The organism is Flagellimonas amoyensis (genome assembly GCF_003058265.1).
Taxonomy (GTDB): Bacteria; Bacteroidota; Bacteroidia; order Flavobacteriales; family Flavobacteriaceae; genus Flagellimonas; species Flagellimonas amoyensis.
This window is the reverse complement of sequence record NZ_QBUK01000001.1, coordinates 572,953-588,569: the sequence shown is the minus strand read 5'-3', so window position 1 is coordinate 588,569 and position 15,617 is coordinate 572,953. Positions and strand designations below refer to the sequence as shown.

Genomic DNA, 15,617 nt, shown 5'->3' with positions numbered 1-15,617 from the left:
ACCAACACATGAAACAGTATTTTCTCTTGCTTGCCGCCCTATGTGTAACGGCGGGAACAGCCGTGGCCCAATCAAGTTGCAGTCAATATTACCCATTGGTGGAAGGGACCTCCCTCCAGTACACCAACTACGATAAAAAAGGAAAGGAAGAAGGCCAGATGGATTACAAGATCACCGATGTGAGTGGCTCTGGCGATACCGTCTCCGCAACCATGGTTTTGGAGTTTTCGGACGATAAGGGGAACACCTACACTTCCGACTACGGCATTACCTGTGATGGCAATGTGGTGCGCATCGACTTTAAATCGTTGATGAACGAACAGATGATGAGCCAGTTCGAGGATGTGGAAATGGACATTACGGGCACCGATGTGGAGCTACCCAATAATCTTTCCGTGGGCCAAGCGCTACCCGACAGCAATGTGAACCTCAAAATGAAAATGGCCGGCGCCGTGAACATGAACATGAACGTGGAGACCATCAACCGAAAGGTGGAGAAAAAGGAGAGTCTCACCACTCCTGCGGGCACTTTTGATTGCTACGTGATCTATAGCGAGACCCGAACCAAAATGATGATGGGAAACCAGACCGTGCCGTCGCGCATTTGGCTGGCCGAGGGTGTGGGCATGGTAAAACAGGAATCCTACAACAAAAGCGGCAAACTGATGGGCAGTACCCTACTGACCCAACTCAGCAGGTAACATCCGATAGTATTGAAACAAAAAACCGGGGTGTGAGCCTCGGTTTTTGTTTTATGATGTTGTGGTTACTGTTCTAAGGATATGATTTCGCTTTTATGTTTCTCACAAGGAACATTTCACCCGAAATTCAGTCTTAGGTAAATTACTTATTTTTCGGAGGCAAAGTCCTTTTGAACTTCAAAATAACGTCCTGCCTTGAAGTCCAATTATTGAGCTCCAATTTCTGCTCGGAAATTTTATTCTCAAGCCCTTTTTCTAAATCCTGAACCACTCTCTTGAAATCTAAGTATAGTTGAGATATGTTTATTTCCGTCTTTTGTTTTCTGTCTACTGTTTCCAAAAATATGTTTTCAATAACACAAGAATCATTAAATTCAGTAAAATCCACTTTTCCAGGATGCCCGTAAAGTATGCCACTAATTGCAACAATCCTGTATGCCTCTTTGGATATTTTGTCATGAAAAGTCCATTTTAAGCTCCCATAAAAAGGCTGTCTAGAATCAATCAAAGATTCGTCAATTCTTTCATCTAAATGTTGATAGGTGTTTCTTGGAGAATTTACATATTCAATTAGTCCAATCAGAGCATAGTTTTTATCCGTCGCTAAAACTTTGTATAATCTTATAAATCTGCGAATATTGTCCATAATACTCCATGTATAATGGAAAATTTGATGATGAATTTTGTGTTTCTTATTTTCGGAAATTCCTAAAATGTTGTTTTCTAATTGTTTGTAATTATAATCAATGATGTCAATTGTAAATCTTAGAGAATCCAGTATTAACAACTGTTTTTCCTGTAATAAAGGTAATCGGCGAAGTACAGATGATTCTTTAAGTAGCATTCTTATAATTAAGCACGACTATTGAGCTAAACACCATTTTAATGACGCTTAGGTGACATATAAGTGAAGTTAGTAAGAAAAAAGATAAAAAACTAAACCCCAGCCGTTTCCCTCACCAGCTCCGCTTCAAAAAGAGTGGCAAAGTGCTTTAGCAGCTTGGCTTTCACTTCTTCCACATCCACTTCTTTTTGGCCCAGTTCCACATTCAGGGAGGTCACGGCCTTGTCCTTGATACCACAGGGAATCATCAAGTCAAAATAGCCCAGGTCGGCGTTCACGTTGAGGGCAAAACCGTGCATGGTCACCCAGCGGCTCGCGCGCACGCCCATGGCGCAGATCTTTCGGGCAAAGGGAGTGCCCACATCCAGCCATACCCCGGTCTCCCCTTCTGAGCGTTCGGCCTTCAGGCCATATTCCGCAAGGGTCAGGATCACCATTTCCTCCAAAAACCGTAAATATTTATGGATATCCGTAAAAAAGTTGTCAAGGTCCAGAATGGGGTAGCCCACAATCTGCCCGGGGCCGTGGTAGGTAATGTCCCCTCCCCTATTGATTTTATAAAACGTGGCTCCCTTGGCCTCCAGGGCTTTTTCGTCCACCAGCAAATTGCCCATGTCCCCGCTCTTGCCCAAGGTATAGACATGCGGATGCTCCACGAAAAGAAAATGGTTCGGGGTCTCCAGTCCGGCAGCCTCCCGCCGGTTTCGGATCTTGGTGTCCACAATGGCCTTGAAGAGGGCCTCTTGGTAGTCCCAAGTTTCTTTATACTCCTTATGGCCGAGGTCCTGTAGGGCAACTTTCTTGTTCATCCCACAAAGATACGAAGCCCTGCGGAGGAAAACTAGTCCTCCAACTCCACCTCAAGATCCAGCAAGGAAGGGTTCTTCATCAGCTCCAGGAAACTGATCTCATAGATCAAGGTCTTCCCATCGGCACTGAAGGTAGCCTCCTCCAAAGTGGTGGATTTCACCCTTTTTGGGAAATGGTATTTGAGCGTATAGGTAGATCCCGAAAGGAACATTTCCGCGCCCTGCAAGCTGTCCATACTCTTTTGGAAAAGCTCTTGGTCCACAATCTTGGCGGTGCGGGTAAACTTGTTCTTGGCAAACGTGTAGTTCACTTCGGTGGATTGTTCCGATGCAGGGACAGGCGTTGGCTGTTGGGTCTTGCTGGAACCCATCAGGCTGGCCTCTTGAAAGGTGTTGAAGGCATCGTTCATCTCACTGATGTTGGTAAAGTCGCTGAACAGGTCAAAGGTCATTACTTTTTCCTCCGGGTTCATCACCATTCGAAGGTCGAAAGGCTCCAAACGCTTCAACTTGGCCTGCTCTTCCGGCGACAATTGGGCAATACTGTCCTTGCGCTCTTCCAACAATTCCTTGAAGGAGATGATGGAATCCACGGCCTTTTCGTTGGTCTTTGCCATTTCTTCCCCTGCCATTTGCATCAGTTCCGACCCATCAAAATTGATGGACAGTTTGCCCGAGCCATCTTCTTTCAAATGGATTTCTTCAGTGAAATTACAGGAAATGGCCAGGCCAAGGATGATGGCCCCTATCAAGATTTGGATTTTTTTCATGGTGGTTTCTTTAGTTCGCTTTGTTGAGGATGACCAATGCCCCGATCACACCGGGAACCCATCCGCACAGCGTCAAAAGTAATACAATAAGAAAAGACCCACAACCTTTCCCGATCACCGAAAGGGGAGGAAAAAGTATGGCCAGCAAAACACGCCAGAAGCTCATGATTTTTTGATTTTGATTGATGATACCTATAAGTAGCCGTTTTGGGTCTTTTGTTACATAAAACCATTACTTTTAGGAACACTTTTGAACGAAACATGCGTTTTTTTGTCCTAGTCCTGCTTTTTCTGAACACTACTGTCCTAATGGCCCAATACCATTTTTCCGGGGAGGTTTCCAAGGAAAATGCAGGCAGTCCCATCTACTTGTCCGTGGTGGAGGATTACCGCAAATCGTCCCGCGTGTATCTGGACCAGATAGTGAAGAAGAGCATTGTGGATTCCCTGGGCCATTTCCAGTTTGAAGGGAACAATTTAAAAACGGACAACCGTATCTATCGCATCCATGTGGATGGCTGCTCCGAAGAAGGCGCCCAGCATTTTTTGGGACAGTGCAACAACAGCAAGAGTGTTCTTTTCATTGCCAATAACAAGGATACGGTACAATTTCCCACTTCCTTTGAGAACCAGGCCCTCTGCACCATTGCATCCACCAACCCGAACTCTTCCCTGCTGTTGGAAGTGCAACTGTTGAAGGAACAAATGGCCTATGATTTTATGGAGTATCACAGCGAGGCGAACAAAAAACTGAACCTCGAAAAATGGTTCGATGTTCTCCAGAACTTTGGGAAAACGTCCCAAGAACCGCTGGCAGAGCTCTTCATCTATGATTTTTTATCGGACAAAAGGAACGAAACCTATGGTTTCTATCTTCAAAACTTGGGCAGGACAGATTATTACGACCGCCTTTCCGAAAGATTGCAATCCGTCTACCCCAATTCCAGTTTCACCCAGGAATATCTTGCGGAAATCAGTACGGACCAAGAACTGGCGAACTTCAACAAACCCAAATCCCTGCAATGGAAATGGCCCGTTCTCATCCTTCTTTTGCTCTCCCTTCTGGGTAATGTCTATTTTCTCCTGAACCGAAAAAAAACGGCCAAAACCAAGGGCAATTCCCTTTTCCAAAGACTCACCCCGCAGGAACAAAAAATTGTGCAGCTCATCCTAATGGACAAGAGCAACAAGGAGATCGCCACCGAACTTTTCGTGAGCCTGAGCACGGTGAAGACACACATCAACAACCTCTACAAAAAGCTGGACATTTCGTCCCGCGAAGAGATTGTCATCCTCTTCAAAAAGTAAATTTCAACCCCCGGTCTAGAACCCATTTCCACCTTCACAAACCGCTTCCAAGCCTCGTTTTTATGGAATTTTCCGGCCTAATCATACATCTGGAAAATCATGAAACACATTTTAACAACACTACTTATGCTATGCATTGCCGTTGTTTCGGCACAAGAATTCAACCAAGAAATCGAACTGGAAAACGACCAAAAATTGTTGGTCGGGAAAATCAATCTGAAAGGATTGCAATCCGAGCCGTATAACAATTGGTTCCATAAGGGTCATAACGACTACACTGTGGACGAGACCGTGCTGAACCTGTTCAAAAAGAAATTGACCAAATACGACATCAAACTCTTTTTGGGCACTTGGTGCGGCGACAGCAAAAGGGAAGTCCCCAGGATCATCAAAATTTTGGAAACGGCCCAGTTCCCGATGGACCAACTGGAGATCATTGCGCTCGACCGCCGACAAGATCACTATAAAAAGAGTCCCACGGGTGAGGAAAAGGGGCTGAACATCATCAAAGTGCCTACCCTGATTTTTTTTAAGGACGGAAAGGAGGTCAACCGTATCGTGGAAAGTCCGTTGGAAACTTTGGAGGAGGACATGGCCCAGATCCTCCTAAAAAAGTCCTACACCCCCAATTATGCATATTAAAACTGGTCAAGGCCAAGAATTAAAGCGCAAAAGTGTAATTTTGCGCTTTAATTTTTTTACAGACTATGCAACTATCGGAACAAGAAATCGTTCGAAGGGAAAAATTGACCAAACTCAGGGAAATGGGCATCGACCCCTATCCCGCAGCATTATATCCTGTGGATGCCACGACCAAGGGCATCAAGAATGATTTTAAGGAAGGGAAAAAGGTGGTGATTTCCGGTAGGTTGATGTCCCGCAGGATCCAGGGCAAGGCATCCTTTGCCGAACTTCAGGACAGTGAGGGGCGCATTCAGGTCTATTTTAACCGGGACGAGATCTGCCCCGGGGACGACAAAGACCTATACAATGAGGTCTATAAAAAATTATTTGACATCGGTGACATCATCGGTGTGGAAGGCGAACTGTTCACCACCCAAGTAGGCGAACAAACGGTGATGGTGAAAAACTTCACCCTGCTCAGCAAATCGTTGCGCCCCCTTCCCCTACCAAAGGTAGATGAGGACGGAACCGTGCACGATGCCTTCAACGACCCTGAACTTCGATACCGCCAACGATATGTGGACCTTGTGGTGAACCCCCAGGTGAAGGACACCTTCATCAAAAGGACCAAAATCACCAATAGCATCCGCGAGTTTTACAACGCAAAGGGTTATTTGGAGGTGGAAACTCCCATTTTGCAACCCATTCCAGGTGGTGCCGCGGCACGTCCATTTTTGACCCACCACAATGCGCTGAACATTCCTTTGTACCTCCGTATTGCCAACGAACTATACCTAAAACGATTGATCGTGGGTGGATTTGACGGTGTATATGAGTTTGCCAAGGATTTCCGCAACGAGGGAATGGACCGCACCCACAACCCCGAGTTTACCGTAATGGAGCTTTACGTAGCCTATAAAGATTACAACTGGATGATGGACACCACCGAAAAACTGTTGGAAAAAGTGGCCGTGGATGCCACTGGAAGCAGCAAGGTCAAGGTGGGTGCGCACGATATCGAGTTCAAGGCCCCGTATCCTAGGGTCCCCATCCTGGAAGCCATCAAAATACACACGGGCCACGATGTGGCGGGTATGGCTGAGGATGAGCTTCGAAATACGGCCAAAGCATTGGGCATTGAGGTAGATGATACCATGGGCGTGGGCAAATTGATCGATGAGATTTTTGGCGAAAAATGTGAGCACCACTACATACAGCCTACCTTCATCATCGACTATCCGAAGGAAATGAGCCCATTGACGAAAGAGCACCGCAACAACCCAAAGCTCACGGAACGTTTTGAACTGATGGTGAACGGTAAGGAGTTGGCCAATGCCTATTCCGAGCTGAACGACCCTATTGATCAACGGGAACGTTTTGAAGATCAATTGAAACTTTCCGAAAAAGGGGATGATGAGGCCATGTTCATCGATCAGGATTTCCTTAGGGCCTTGGAGTATGGCATGCCCCCAACTTCTGGAATTGGTATCGGGATAGACCGTTTGGTGATGTTGATGACCAACAACTCCTCCATCCAAGAAGTGTTGTTCTTCCCGCAAATGCGTCCTGAAAAGAAAAAGGTGGAACTTTCCGAAGAGGAAAAAATCATCATGGACCTATTGAAACCTGTTGGCCAAATGCCATTGGGCGAACTGAAGGACAAGAGTGGTTTGAGCGGTAAAAAATGGGACAAGAGCACCAAAAACTTGGCCAAGCTGGGCATTTTTGAGGTCTCCAAAACGGAGGATGGTCTTTTCGCCCGTTTGAAATAAAGGTCTGATCATGTCTATCCGCTATTTATTTTTAAGCTTAACCTTCATTTGCGCAACTTTATCTTACTCCCAAACTAATGATGAAAAAGATTTTCATGACCTAGATATAGCTAGGGTAGCGCTGGATAAAGGAAATTTTGAAATTGGCTTAAAAATAATCGACTCTCTTTTAAAAGTAAATCCGAAAAATGCCTATGCATGGCAAATGAAAGGTGGTGTATATGCCAATCATTATAAAGACTACAAAAGAGCAATTGAATTTTACAGGAAACACGAAGAAATATATCCAGATAATGCTCTAAATTTAGCTAATATCGGAAAAAACCTTTTCAAGATTGACAGTGTGATTCAAGGTAAAAGATATATTTCCAGAGCATATCAGCTTGAGCCAATCAATGAATATATTATTAGCCAATATGCCTACTATATATCTGAAAATGTAGAAGATAAAATCAGGCTATATAAAGACGCCATACTTATTTCCAAATTAAAACAAGATTTGGGTCACACACTACATGAAAGTACTCAAGGAGAAATTTACAATAACCTAGGCTACAATCTCTACCTTCGTCAAGATTTTTTAGAATCCACAATTTACTTGTTAGATGGGCTAGAATTTGGAACTAACGATCCAGACCATTTAAACAATCTAGGTAATTCTCTCCAAAGATTAAATTACCATAATAGTGCCTTGAATTATTATGAAAAAGCTCTCGAAATTGACCCTAACAAAGTGTTTTCCTTAAATGGCAAAGCCAATACATATCTTAAAATGAATCAGATAGATTCAGCATGTGTTTACTGGAAAAAGGCTTTGGACAATGGATATATTTTCAAGGAAGAATGGAAAAACATATGGGATATTGAAGACCCAAAGATCCTAATAGAAAGATATTGTGAAGAATAAGCTAAGTTTTTAGTATTGGATTTTTAGTGTTTCATTCAAAATTAATAGCTTAGAATCCCATATGGAACTAAGCAAAAAAATAGGGCTCGTTCTTGGGCCCGTCGCTTTCTTGATATTGAACAATTTACCCTTCGAACTGGTTTCGGAAAAAGGGGACCCCGTAATTTCGGTCGCCATCTGGATGCTGATCTGGTGGATCACCGAGGCGGTCTCCATATCGGTAACAGCACTTTTGCCCTTGATCCTATTGCCCATCCTGAAGATTTTGCCCATTGCAGAGGTAGGCGCCAATTATGGCAGCCCCATCGTGTTCCTCTTCTTTGGTGGGTTTGTGATGGCCCTAGCCTTGGAAAAGGTCAATCTGCACAAACGGATCGCCCTGAACATCATCCGACTGACGGGGACCACGCCCAACAAGGTCATCTTGGGGTTCATGATCGCCACGGCGACCTTGAGCATGTGGATCAGCAATACCGCCAGTACCGTGGTGATGCTGCCCATAGCCCTGTCCGTGATCAACCTGTTGATCAATGATGCGGACGGTTTCACCAAGAACGATGAGAACTTTGCCCTGAGCGTGATGCTCGGCATTGCCTTTTCGGCCAATGCAGGAGGAATTGCGACCGTGATCGGGACACCTCCAAACTCCGTCTTGATCGGCCTTTTGGAAAACGAATACAATATTGAAATCTCCTTTTTGAAGTGGATGACCATCGGCCTGCCATTTTCCATCATCATGATCGGTATTTCGTATCTGGTCCTGGTGAAATGGATGTTCCCCAGTCGAGGGCTCAAATTCAATGCCTCCAAAGAAGTGATCCATACCGAGCTTGAGAAACTGGGACCTACTTCAGGAAAGGAAAAGATGGTCCTGATCATATTTGGCATCACCGTGTTCCTTTGGATCTTTAGGACCTTGATCAACAATATTTTCCCCCAATTGGGCCTTACCGATACCATGATCAGCATTTTTGCGGCAATCACGCTCTTCGCTGTGCCCTACAATATGAAGAAAGGAGATTTCATCATTGAATGGAAAGACACTTCCAAATTGGCCTGGGGCATTTTGATATTGTTCGGCGGCGGACTTGCTCTTGCCGAGGGAATGTCCACCAGTGGCATCGTGGACATGGTGGCCAACGCCATTGCACAAAGTGAGATCACTATCCTCTTCACGGCCACCTTATTGATTTTGTTGATGCTTTTTATGACGGAACTGATGAGCAATGTGGCCCTAGTGGCCGTGTTGGCACCCGTTGTGGCTGGTATTGCCATAGGTTTGGACATACCCATTCTATATTTGTTGGTCCCTGTCACCATTGCCAGTAGTTGCGCCTTCATGCTACCCATGGCCACACCACCAAACGCCATCGTGTTCGCCAGTGGGTATGTGAAAATCCCTCAAATGGCCAGGGTCGGGGTCATCCTCAACCTGATTGCCGTGGTCCTTTTGGTCTTGACCTTCCAGTTCGTGATTCCCGTACTGTTCTAAAAAAATAAATGGCCCCTCCGTCCAGAGGGGCCATTCACAAACTAACTAACTCAAAAAAATGTAAGAAACTAACTCAACCTTACGTTATTCACTCTTATCAACGCTGGTATGGGACCAGCTCTTTGATGATACAAAGGTATAATCACTTCGTGTAAAAATTAATATAATTAGCCTTTTGTTAACGAAGCTCAAAAAATCATATTCGAAACATATCTCATCTCAGATTGAAATATGTTAAAAAATACATTTCAAAAAGGCCTTCATATTACACATTTCGCAATGATGTCTCTTTTTTGTTACAGTTCATCATATTGAACAAAACGGTGTTATTTTTTTGTTAACCAACAGGCTACCTATCAAAAAGAGGTTTGAAAAAACAAAACCCCTCGGTCGAGGGGTTTTTTCAGCTAACTCAAATAAGTTGTAAAATGAAGAACATTTTACTGTATTGACCCTGAGTATGGATCAAAACCTTCAGGGAGATACTTTGACGTATCGAAGCCCAAATCTATTTCCTCGTCTTCCATATAGTTGATGCCGCTTATGGCCACCACACTGGTGTATGGGTCAAAATCTGCAGGAAGTTCGTAAGTGCTGTCCAATCCCAGTTCGAGTTCGATATCGTCCTCGACATAGGGGATGGATTTTAGATCTACATACACCTCATAGGGTGAAAAACCTTCGGGCAGGTAGTCCCAAGTATTGAAACCGAGGTCCATGTCCTCATCTTCCATATAGTTGATGGAATGTACATCCACCACATCGGAATAAGGGTCAAAATCTGCAGGAAGATATTTTCGGGTATCAAATCCTAGACTTGGTTCAACTTCATTTTCGAGGTATATGACGGAATTCAAATCAAAATAGCTTGCATAGGGATTAAAATCCTTTGGAAGATAATCCGAGGTATCAAAACCGAGGTCTATTTCCGGCTCTTCCTCTATATAATCTATTTCATTCAAATTCAACTCATAGGTCCAATCGGACATCTCTTCAGTTGATCCACTCCAATCAGCACCAATGTTCAGTGCCATAAAATTGTTCTCTAATGTACCGGCGGCCTCAGTTCTGTCCTGTACAACCCCGGTTTTCTGTTGGTCGTTTGCCATGGCGGAACTACACAATAGAACACTACCATAGATGATTAATAACTTGTTCATTTTTTGATTGAATTTTTTGATTGATGATATGCTTATAAGACTATGTACATTTCGAATTGTTACAGCATTTACGATCTTTTAACGAAAAACCGATTCGCCATCAGCCCAGCAATAGGTGGGGTTTCAACGGGGAGTGCCAATAAAACGCAGGACTCCCGAAGGTTTCATTTTTCTGTAAAAAAATCTTCGTTAATATTTATTTAACAGTATGTTTTGATCATTTTTAGGTTCTTTGAAGGCTTTTACTTATCCAAACTAACATCTAATGATAAAAAGAATTCTACCTCAACTACTCGTTTTGATTGCTTTGTTGGGCTCTTACCACACCGCGGAGGCCCAACTTTTCAAAAAGAAAAAGAAAGCCACTGAACAAAAAAAGGAGGAAAAACCCAAGCCCGGGGAAATCCAACCTTACGAAAAGGTCATCACCAAAGAGGCCAAAACGGACACCGGTCTTTTCAGTGTCCACACGGTCGATGATAAATTTTACTATGAAATCCCAGATTCCCTATTGAACCGGGAAATGCTGATGGTGACCCGTATCTCCAAGACCGCCACGGGCATTGGTTTTGGTGGGGGCAAGATCAACACCCAGGTATTGCGTTGGGAAAAAAGGCCCAAGCAGATCCTTTTGCGTGTCGCATCCTACGAAAATGTGGCCGCCGATTCGCTCCCTGTGCACGAGGCCGTGGTCAATTCCAATTTTGAGCCCGTGCTTTATGCTTTTGACATCAAGGCGTTCAACAAAAAGGATTCGTTGAACCCCGCCACGGTCATTGAAGTGGACCCCATGTTCACCAAAGATGTGAACGCCCTGGGACTTCCTGATGGTTACCGCAAACGTTACAAGGTCACCCGATTGGACAATGAAAGGAGCTATATCGAGTCCATCAAAAGTTACCCGCTGAACATAGAGGCACGCCACGTGAAAACCTATGCATCCAGTGACCCACCGAGCAACTCCAGTTTGGGTTCCATTTCCATCGAGATCAACAACTCCATGATCCTTTTGCCCAAAGAACCTATGAAACGTCGCTATTTTGACCGACGCGTGGGCTGGTTTGCCAGAGGACAGGTGGATTATGGCCTGGATGCCCAAGAGAGTAAAACAGTGACCTATCTGGACCGCTGGAGATTGGAGGTCAAGGATGAGGACATTGAAAAATTCAAGGCCGGGCAGCTTGTGGAGCCCAAAAAGCCCATCGTATATTATGTAGACCGTGCCACCCCAAAAGAATGGGTTCCTTTCATCAAACAAGGTATCGAGGACTGGCAGGTAGCCTTTGAAGCCGCAGGCTTCAAGAACGCCATCATCGCCAAAGATCCCCCATCACCCGAAGAAGACCCAGAGTGGTCCCCAGAGGATGTGCGGTATTCTGTGGTCCGATACTTGGCTTCCCCCATTCCCAACGCCAATGGACCCCACGTGAGCGACCCCAGAAGTGGTGAGATCTTGGAATCCGACATCAATTGGTACCATAATGTAATGACCTTGCTGCGCAACTGGTATTTTGTCCAAACTGCAGCCATCAACCCAGAGGCCAGAAAAGTAGAGTTCAAAACTGACATCATGGGCAGGCTGATCCGCTTTGTTTCTTCCCATGAAGTAGGACACACCTTGGGACTACCGCACAACATGGGCAGTAGTGTTGCCTATCCTGTGGATTCCTTGCGTTCGGCAAGTTTCACCCAGAAAAATGGCACAGCTCCTTCCATTATGGACTATGCACGGTTCAATTATGTGGCCCAGCCCGGTGACGATGGAGTTGCCCTGATGCCCAATATCGGCGTGTACGACAAATACTCCATCAGCTGGGGTTACCGACCCATTTTGGATAAGACCGCAGAGGAGGAAAAACCCATTCTGAACAGTTGGATCTTGGACCATGCCGGTGATCCCATGTACCGATTTGGCCACCAACAAGTGGGCGACATCCACGATCCCAGTTCACAGACCGAGGACCTTGGCGACGACGCCATCAAGGCAAGTATGTATGGTATTGCCAACCTGAAGCGCATTGTACCCAACCTTATGGAATGGACCACCGAAGCTGGTGAGAACTATGATAACCTGGGCATTCTATACGGTCAGGTCGTTTCACAGTTCCAAAGGTACATGGGCCATGTGTCCAATAATATAGGTGGTGTTTACGAATACCACAAAACGGCCGATCAGGAAGGTGCTGTTTATACCCACGTGAGCAAGGCTCACCAGAAGAACAGCATGAAATTCATGCAGGAGCAGCTTTTTACCACGCCTGAATGGTTGATCGACCAGAACATTTTCAACAAGATCCAATATTCAGGATCGTTGGAGCGCATCCGTTCTGTGCAAGAAACCTATCTCAACACCATGTTACAAATGGGCAAATTGGCCAGGGTCATCGAAAACGAGACCATCAACGGAAAAGATGCCTATGGAATCCTTGAAATGATGCAGGACCTCCGCAATGGAATTTGGTCCGAGACCCGAAGCGGAAAAGCGATAGACACTTACAGAAGGAACCTTCAAAAAGCGCACATTGATCGCTTGGGCTACCTTATGACCGCCGAGAGCCAGGAAAAACAGGAAGATTTTGGTGGGTACCGTAAGTCTACGGCCATCAATGCGAGCCAATCGGACATCCGTTCCGTGGCCAGAGGAGAGCTGAACAATCTGAAAAGGGACATCCGAAATGGACTTTCCCGTACCTCGGATGCCATGAGCCGATACCATCTTCAAGATGCCTTGGAACGCATTGATCAAATCTTAGATCCAAAATAGATTTCCCTGTAGGAAATTATCCCATAAAGGTGTAGTTGGTTTAAAACCCGGCTACACCTTCTTTTTTTCCATTTTCACATATAAAATAAGTGGTTTCGCAACATAGCAGTCTGATTGTGAAATGGTTTTATTACCTTAGTATTCCCAAATCATCACATCATGACCTACAAAACTAAAAGCCTCATTTATTTTTCCTGTTTTGTGATTGCCTCCATCATCTACTACGAAGTGGAGCAGCAAGACCGATTCCAAGACGATTTCAATTCCAAAACCTACGTAGAGGCTGAGTTCCACGATGCTGAAGATTTGGAAAATCCACAAGACCTTAAGGAGGAAAGCAAATAGTTTTTCCCAACCACCATTGTTAAAAGTGTCCCAATTCATGCTTTTGTGATTAAACCGATGGACCATATCTCCGTCCAAGGAACAAATCATTAAAATGAAGCATATGAAACGATTAGCAGTAATGGTGTTGTTGCTCACCAGTCTTGGTGTGGTAGCCCAAAGAAATGATGGCCCTAAATCTCGAAAAAGTCCAAAAATGGACCTGACCGCAGAACAGATGGCCACGTTACAGACCAAAAAAATGACCTTGGCCCTGGACCTTACCAAGGCCCAACAGGAAAAAATAATGAAGCTCCAGTTGGACGAGGCCAAGTCGCGCAAGGAGAAATGGGAAGGAATGAAAGCGAAAAGGGAAAGTGGTGAATGGCAAAAACCCACTTCCGAAGAAAGGTTCCAAATGGAAAATGCCCGGTTGGACCACCAAATTGCCCTCCAGGGCAAAATGAAGGAAATATTGGATGCCGATCAGTACCAGACCTGGAGAAAGATGAAAAAACAAAAAGCCATGCATGGCAAAAAGAGAATGCAGCCGAGAGGGAGCAGAGGATAATGTTTTTTGTTGATTTTTGAGGAGCCGCGCCGAGCCATGGTCGCGGCTTCTTTTTTTTAGGTCTGTTTCAATCCAAGGTCGCCGATGTACGTTCGTCCCAGATTTCTTTCACATATATTTGATTATCTGCAAATAAACAGATATATTTGATTATCTGTAAATAAACAGATATTTTAAATTATCTGTATTTTGACGGATATTTTATAAGAATCCAATGATAGCAGTACTCACAGGTGACATCAAAAATTCCACGGAACACAAGACCTCCGAATGGCTGCCCGTCTTGAAGCAGGCCCTAGATCGCTATGGCAACGAACCTTCTGATTGGGAAATCTATAGAGGCGATAGTTTTCAATTGCAGACCGAGCCGGAAAAGGCACTGGAAGCCGCCCTGTATATAAAGGCCTGCCTGAAACAGGTACGTCAAATGGATGTCAGGATAGCCATAGGCCTGGGCGAAAAGACATACGACGCAGAAAAGATCACAGAATCCAATGGGGAAGCTTTTGTATATTCGGGCAAGTGCTTCGAAAACCTAAAAAAACAGAACCTGGCCCTAAAAACGTCCCATACCGACTTTGATGGGCACATCAATCTCCTTTTGGAACTGGCCTTGTTGACCATGGACAACTGGACGCCCGCTATCTCAAAAACGGTGAAAAGTGCCATCGAAAATCCGGACATGAACCAAAGGGAGCTGGCATCGTTGCTCGGCAAATCGCAGGGAAACATCAGCGAGGAACTGAAAAAGGCAGGTTTTGACGAAGTGCAAAAAATGATCGATTTTTACAAAACCCAACTCGTCCACTTATGACACTACTCGTCCTAAAACTCCTTTTGGCCCATTTTATAGGGGATTTTGTACTGCAACCTGCCCGTTGGGTAGCCGACAAACTTCAAAAGAAAGGAAGATCCAAATATCTATATTTTCACATCGGGGTTCATTTATTGGCGCTGTTGCTCATCCTCCAGTTCCGGTATTTGGGTGCCGTGGCCTGTATTGTGGTGACACACCTTCTCATCGATCTGGGAAAGATTTACCTCACCAACCCAAAAAACTATCGGTGGTTGTTCGTCGTGGACCAGGCATTGCACCTTTTGGTCATTGCGGCCATCGTGTACTGGATTGAACCATTCCCATTGGATCTTTCAGGTCTTTGGGGAGAGAAAAGCCTTTTGCTGGCCACATTTCTGGTGTTTGTCACCTTTGTGTCCGGCATCATCATGCGGATGCTGCTTGCACCCTATATTGATGAAATTGCGAAGGAAGATGAATCGGGTGAGGGCGGCTCGTTGAAAAATGCCGGCACCTATATCGGTATGCTGGAGCGACTCTTTGTCTTTGGATTCATCTTGATACAACAATGGGCGGCCATCGGGTTGCTCATCGCGGCCAAGTCCGTGTTCCGTTTTGGTGACCTGAACAAGGGCAAAAATCGAAAACTGACGGAATATGTCCTCATCGGTACCCTTTTGAGCTTTGGATTGGCCATACTATCCGGTATGTTGTTCATCCATCTCTCGGAAAGTATGTAAAAAAAAAGCCGCCCCAATATGGAACGGCCTTTCCG

General features: G+C 45.0%; 16 protein-coding genes. 11 read left to right on the top strand and 5 right to left on the bottom strand.

The window, feature by feature from the left end:
• Positions 1 to 8: 8 nt before the first annotated feature.
• Positions 9 to 701 (top strand): TapB family protein, encoded by a 693-nt coding sequence (locus tag DB398_RS02440; protein WP_108422788.1) that lies wholly within the window; start codon positions 9 to 11, stop codon positions 699 to 701.
• A gap of 142 nt (positions 702 to 843) precedes the next feature.
• On the opposite strand, the gene DB398_RS02435 is transcribed toward DB398_RS02440, so the two are convergent.
• The 4 genes from DB398_RS02435 to DB398_RS02420 form a co-directional block, all read right to left on the bottom strand.
• Entirely contained in the window at positions 844 to 1,545 is a 702-nt protein-coding gene (locus tag DB398_RS02435) for a hypothetical protein (protein WP_108422787.1), read from the bottom strand.
• Positions 1,546 to 1,637: 92 nt separating this feature from the next.
• Complete coding sequence (gene lipB, locus DB398_RS02430; RefSeq protein WP_108422786.1) at positions 1,638 to 2,354, bottom strand: lipoyl(octanoyl) transferase LipB; 717 nt, start codon at positions 2,352 to 2,354, stop codon at positions 1,638 to 1,640.
• A gap of 32 nt (positions 2,355 to 2,386) precedes the next feature.
• Complete coding sequence (locus DB398_RS02425) at positions 2,387 to 3,124, bottom strand: hypothetical protein (RefSeq protein ID WP_108422785.1); 738 nt, start codon at positions 3,122 to 3,124, stop codon at positions 2,387 to 2,389.
• Positions 3,125 to 3,134: 10 nt separating this feature from the next.
• Positions 3,135 to 3,290: a YqaE/Pmp3 family membrane protein gene (locus DB398_RS02420; protein WP_108422784.1), complete on the bottom strand. Its 156-nt coding sequence runs from the start codon at positions 3,288 to 3,290 to the stop codon at positions 3,135 to 3,137.
• A gap of 95 nt (positions 3,291 to 3,385) precedes the next feature.
• Between DB398_RS02420 and DB398_RS02415 the strand changes: the two genes are divergently transcribed.
• The 5 genes from DB398_RS02415 to DB398_RS02395 all read left to right on the top strand — a co-directional run bounded on the left by DB398_RS02415 (position 3,386) and on the right by DB398_RS02395 (position 9,227).
• The gene (locus tag DB398_RS02415) at positions 3,386 to 4,432 is read left to right on the top strand and encodes a response regulator transcription factor (RefSeq protein ID WP_108422783.1); all 1,047 of its coding nucleotides are present in this window, start codon (positions 3,386 to 3,388) and stop codon (positions 4,430 to 4,432) included.
• Positions 4,433 to 4,531: 99 nt separating this feature from the next.
• Positions 4,532 to 5,074, top strand: coding sequence for a thioredoxin family protein (locus tag DB398_RS02410; RefSeq protein WP_108422782.1), 543 nt, complete (start codon positions 4,532 to 4,534; stop codon positions 5,072 to 5,074).
• Positions 5,075 to 5,139: 65 nt separating this feature from the next.
• On the top strand, positions 5,140 to 6,828 hold the full coding sequence (lysS, locus tag DB398_RS02405) for a lysine--tRNA ligase (RefSeq protein WP_108422781.1): 1,689 nt from the start codon (positions 5,140 to 5,142) through the stop codon (positions 6,826 to 6,828).
• 10 nt (positions 6,829 to 6,838) lie between these two features.
• Positions 6,839 to 7,735: a tetratricopeptide repeat protein gene (locus tag DB398_RS02400; protein WP_108422780.1), complete on the top strand. Its 897-nt coding sequence runs from the start codon at positions 6,839 to 6,841 to the stop codon at positions 7,733 to 7,735.
• Positions 7,736 to 7,796: 61 nt separating this feature from the next.
• A complete protein-coding gene (locus tag DB398_RS02395; protein WP_108422779.1) occupies positions 7,797 to 9,227 on the top strand; it encodes an SLC13 family permease in 1,431 nt (476 codons plus the stop codon).
• A 440-nt stretch (positions 9,228 to 9,667) separates the two neighbouring features.
• Here the strand turns inward: DB398_RS02395 and DB398_RS02390 are convergent, their stop codons facing one another.
• Entirely contained in the window at positions 9,668 to 10,387 is a 720-nt protein-coding gene (locus DB398_RS02390; protein ID WP_159076286.1) for a hypothetical protein, read from the bottom strand.
• A gap of 265 nt (positions 10,388 to 10,652) precedes the next feature.
• On the opposite strand from DB398_RS02390, the gene DB398_RS02385 reads away from it, so the two are divergent.
• From DB398_RS02385 to DB398_RS02365, 5 genes are all read left to right on the top strand, one after another.
• A complete protein-coding gene (locus DB398_RS02385) occupies positions 10,653 to 13,151 on the top strand; it encodes a zinc-dependent metalloprotease (protein ID WP_108422777.1) in 2,499 nt (832 codons plus the stop codon).
• A gap of 159 nt (positions 13,152 to 13,310) precedes the next feature.
• Entirely contained in the window at positions 13,311 to 13,496 is a 186-nt protein-coding gene (locus tag DB398_RS02380; RefSeq protein WP_108422776.1) for a hypothetical protein, read from the top strand.
• 103 nt (positions 13,497 to 13,599) lie between these two features.
• Positions 13,600 to 14,046 (top strand): hypothetical protein, encoded by a 447-nt coding sequence (locus DB398_RS02375; protein ID WP_108422839.1) that lies wholly within the window; start codon positions 13,600 to 13,602, stop codon positions 14,044 to 14,046.
• 214 nt (positions 14,047 to 14,260) lie between these two features.
• Positions 14,261 to 14,860 carry a transcriptional regulator gene (locus DB398_RS02370; protein ID WP_108422775.1) on the top strand — a complete coding sequence of 200 codons (600 nt, stop codon included), beginning with the start codon at positions 14,261 to 14,263 and terminating at the stop codon, positions 14,858 to 14,860.
• Positions 14,857 to 15,582 carry a DUF3307 domain-containing protein gene (locus DB398_RS02365; protein ID WP_108422774.1) on the top strand — a complete coding sequence of 242 codons (726 nt, stop codon included), beginning with the start codon at positions 14,857 to 14,859 and terminating at the stop codon, positions 15,580 to 15,582. The genes DB398_RS02370 and DB398_RS02365 overlap by 4 nt, the downstream gene beginning before the upstream one ends.
• The last annotated feature ends 35 nt before the right edge of the window (positions 15,583 to 15,617 follow it).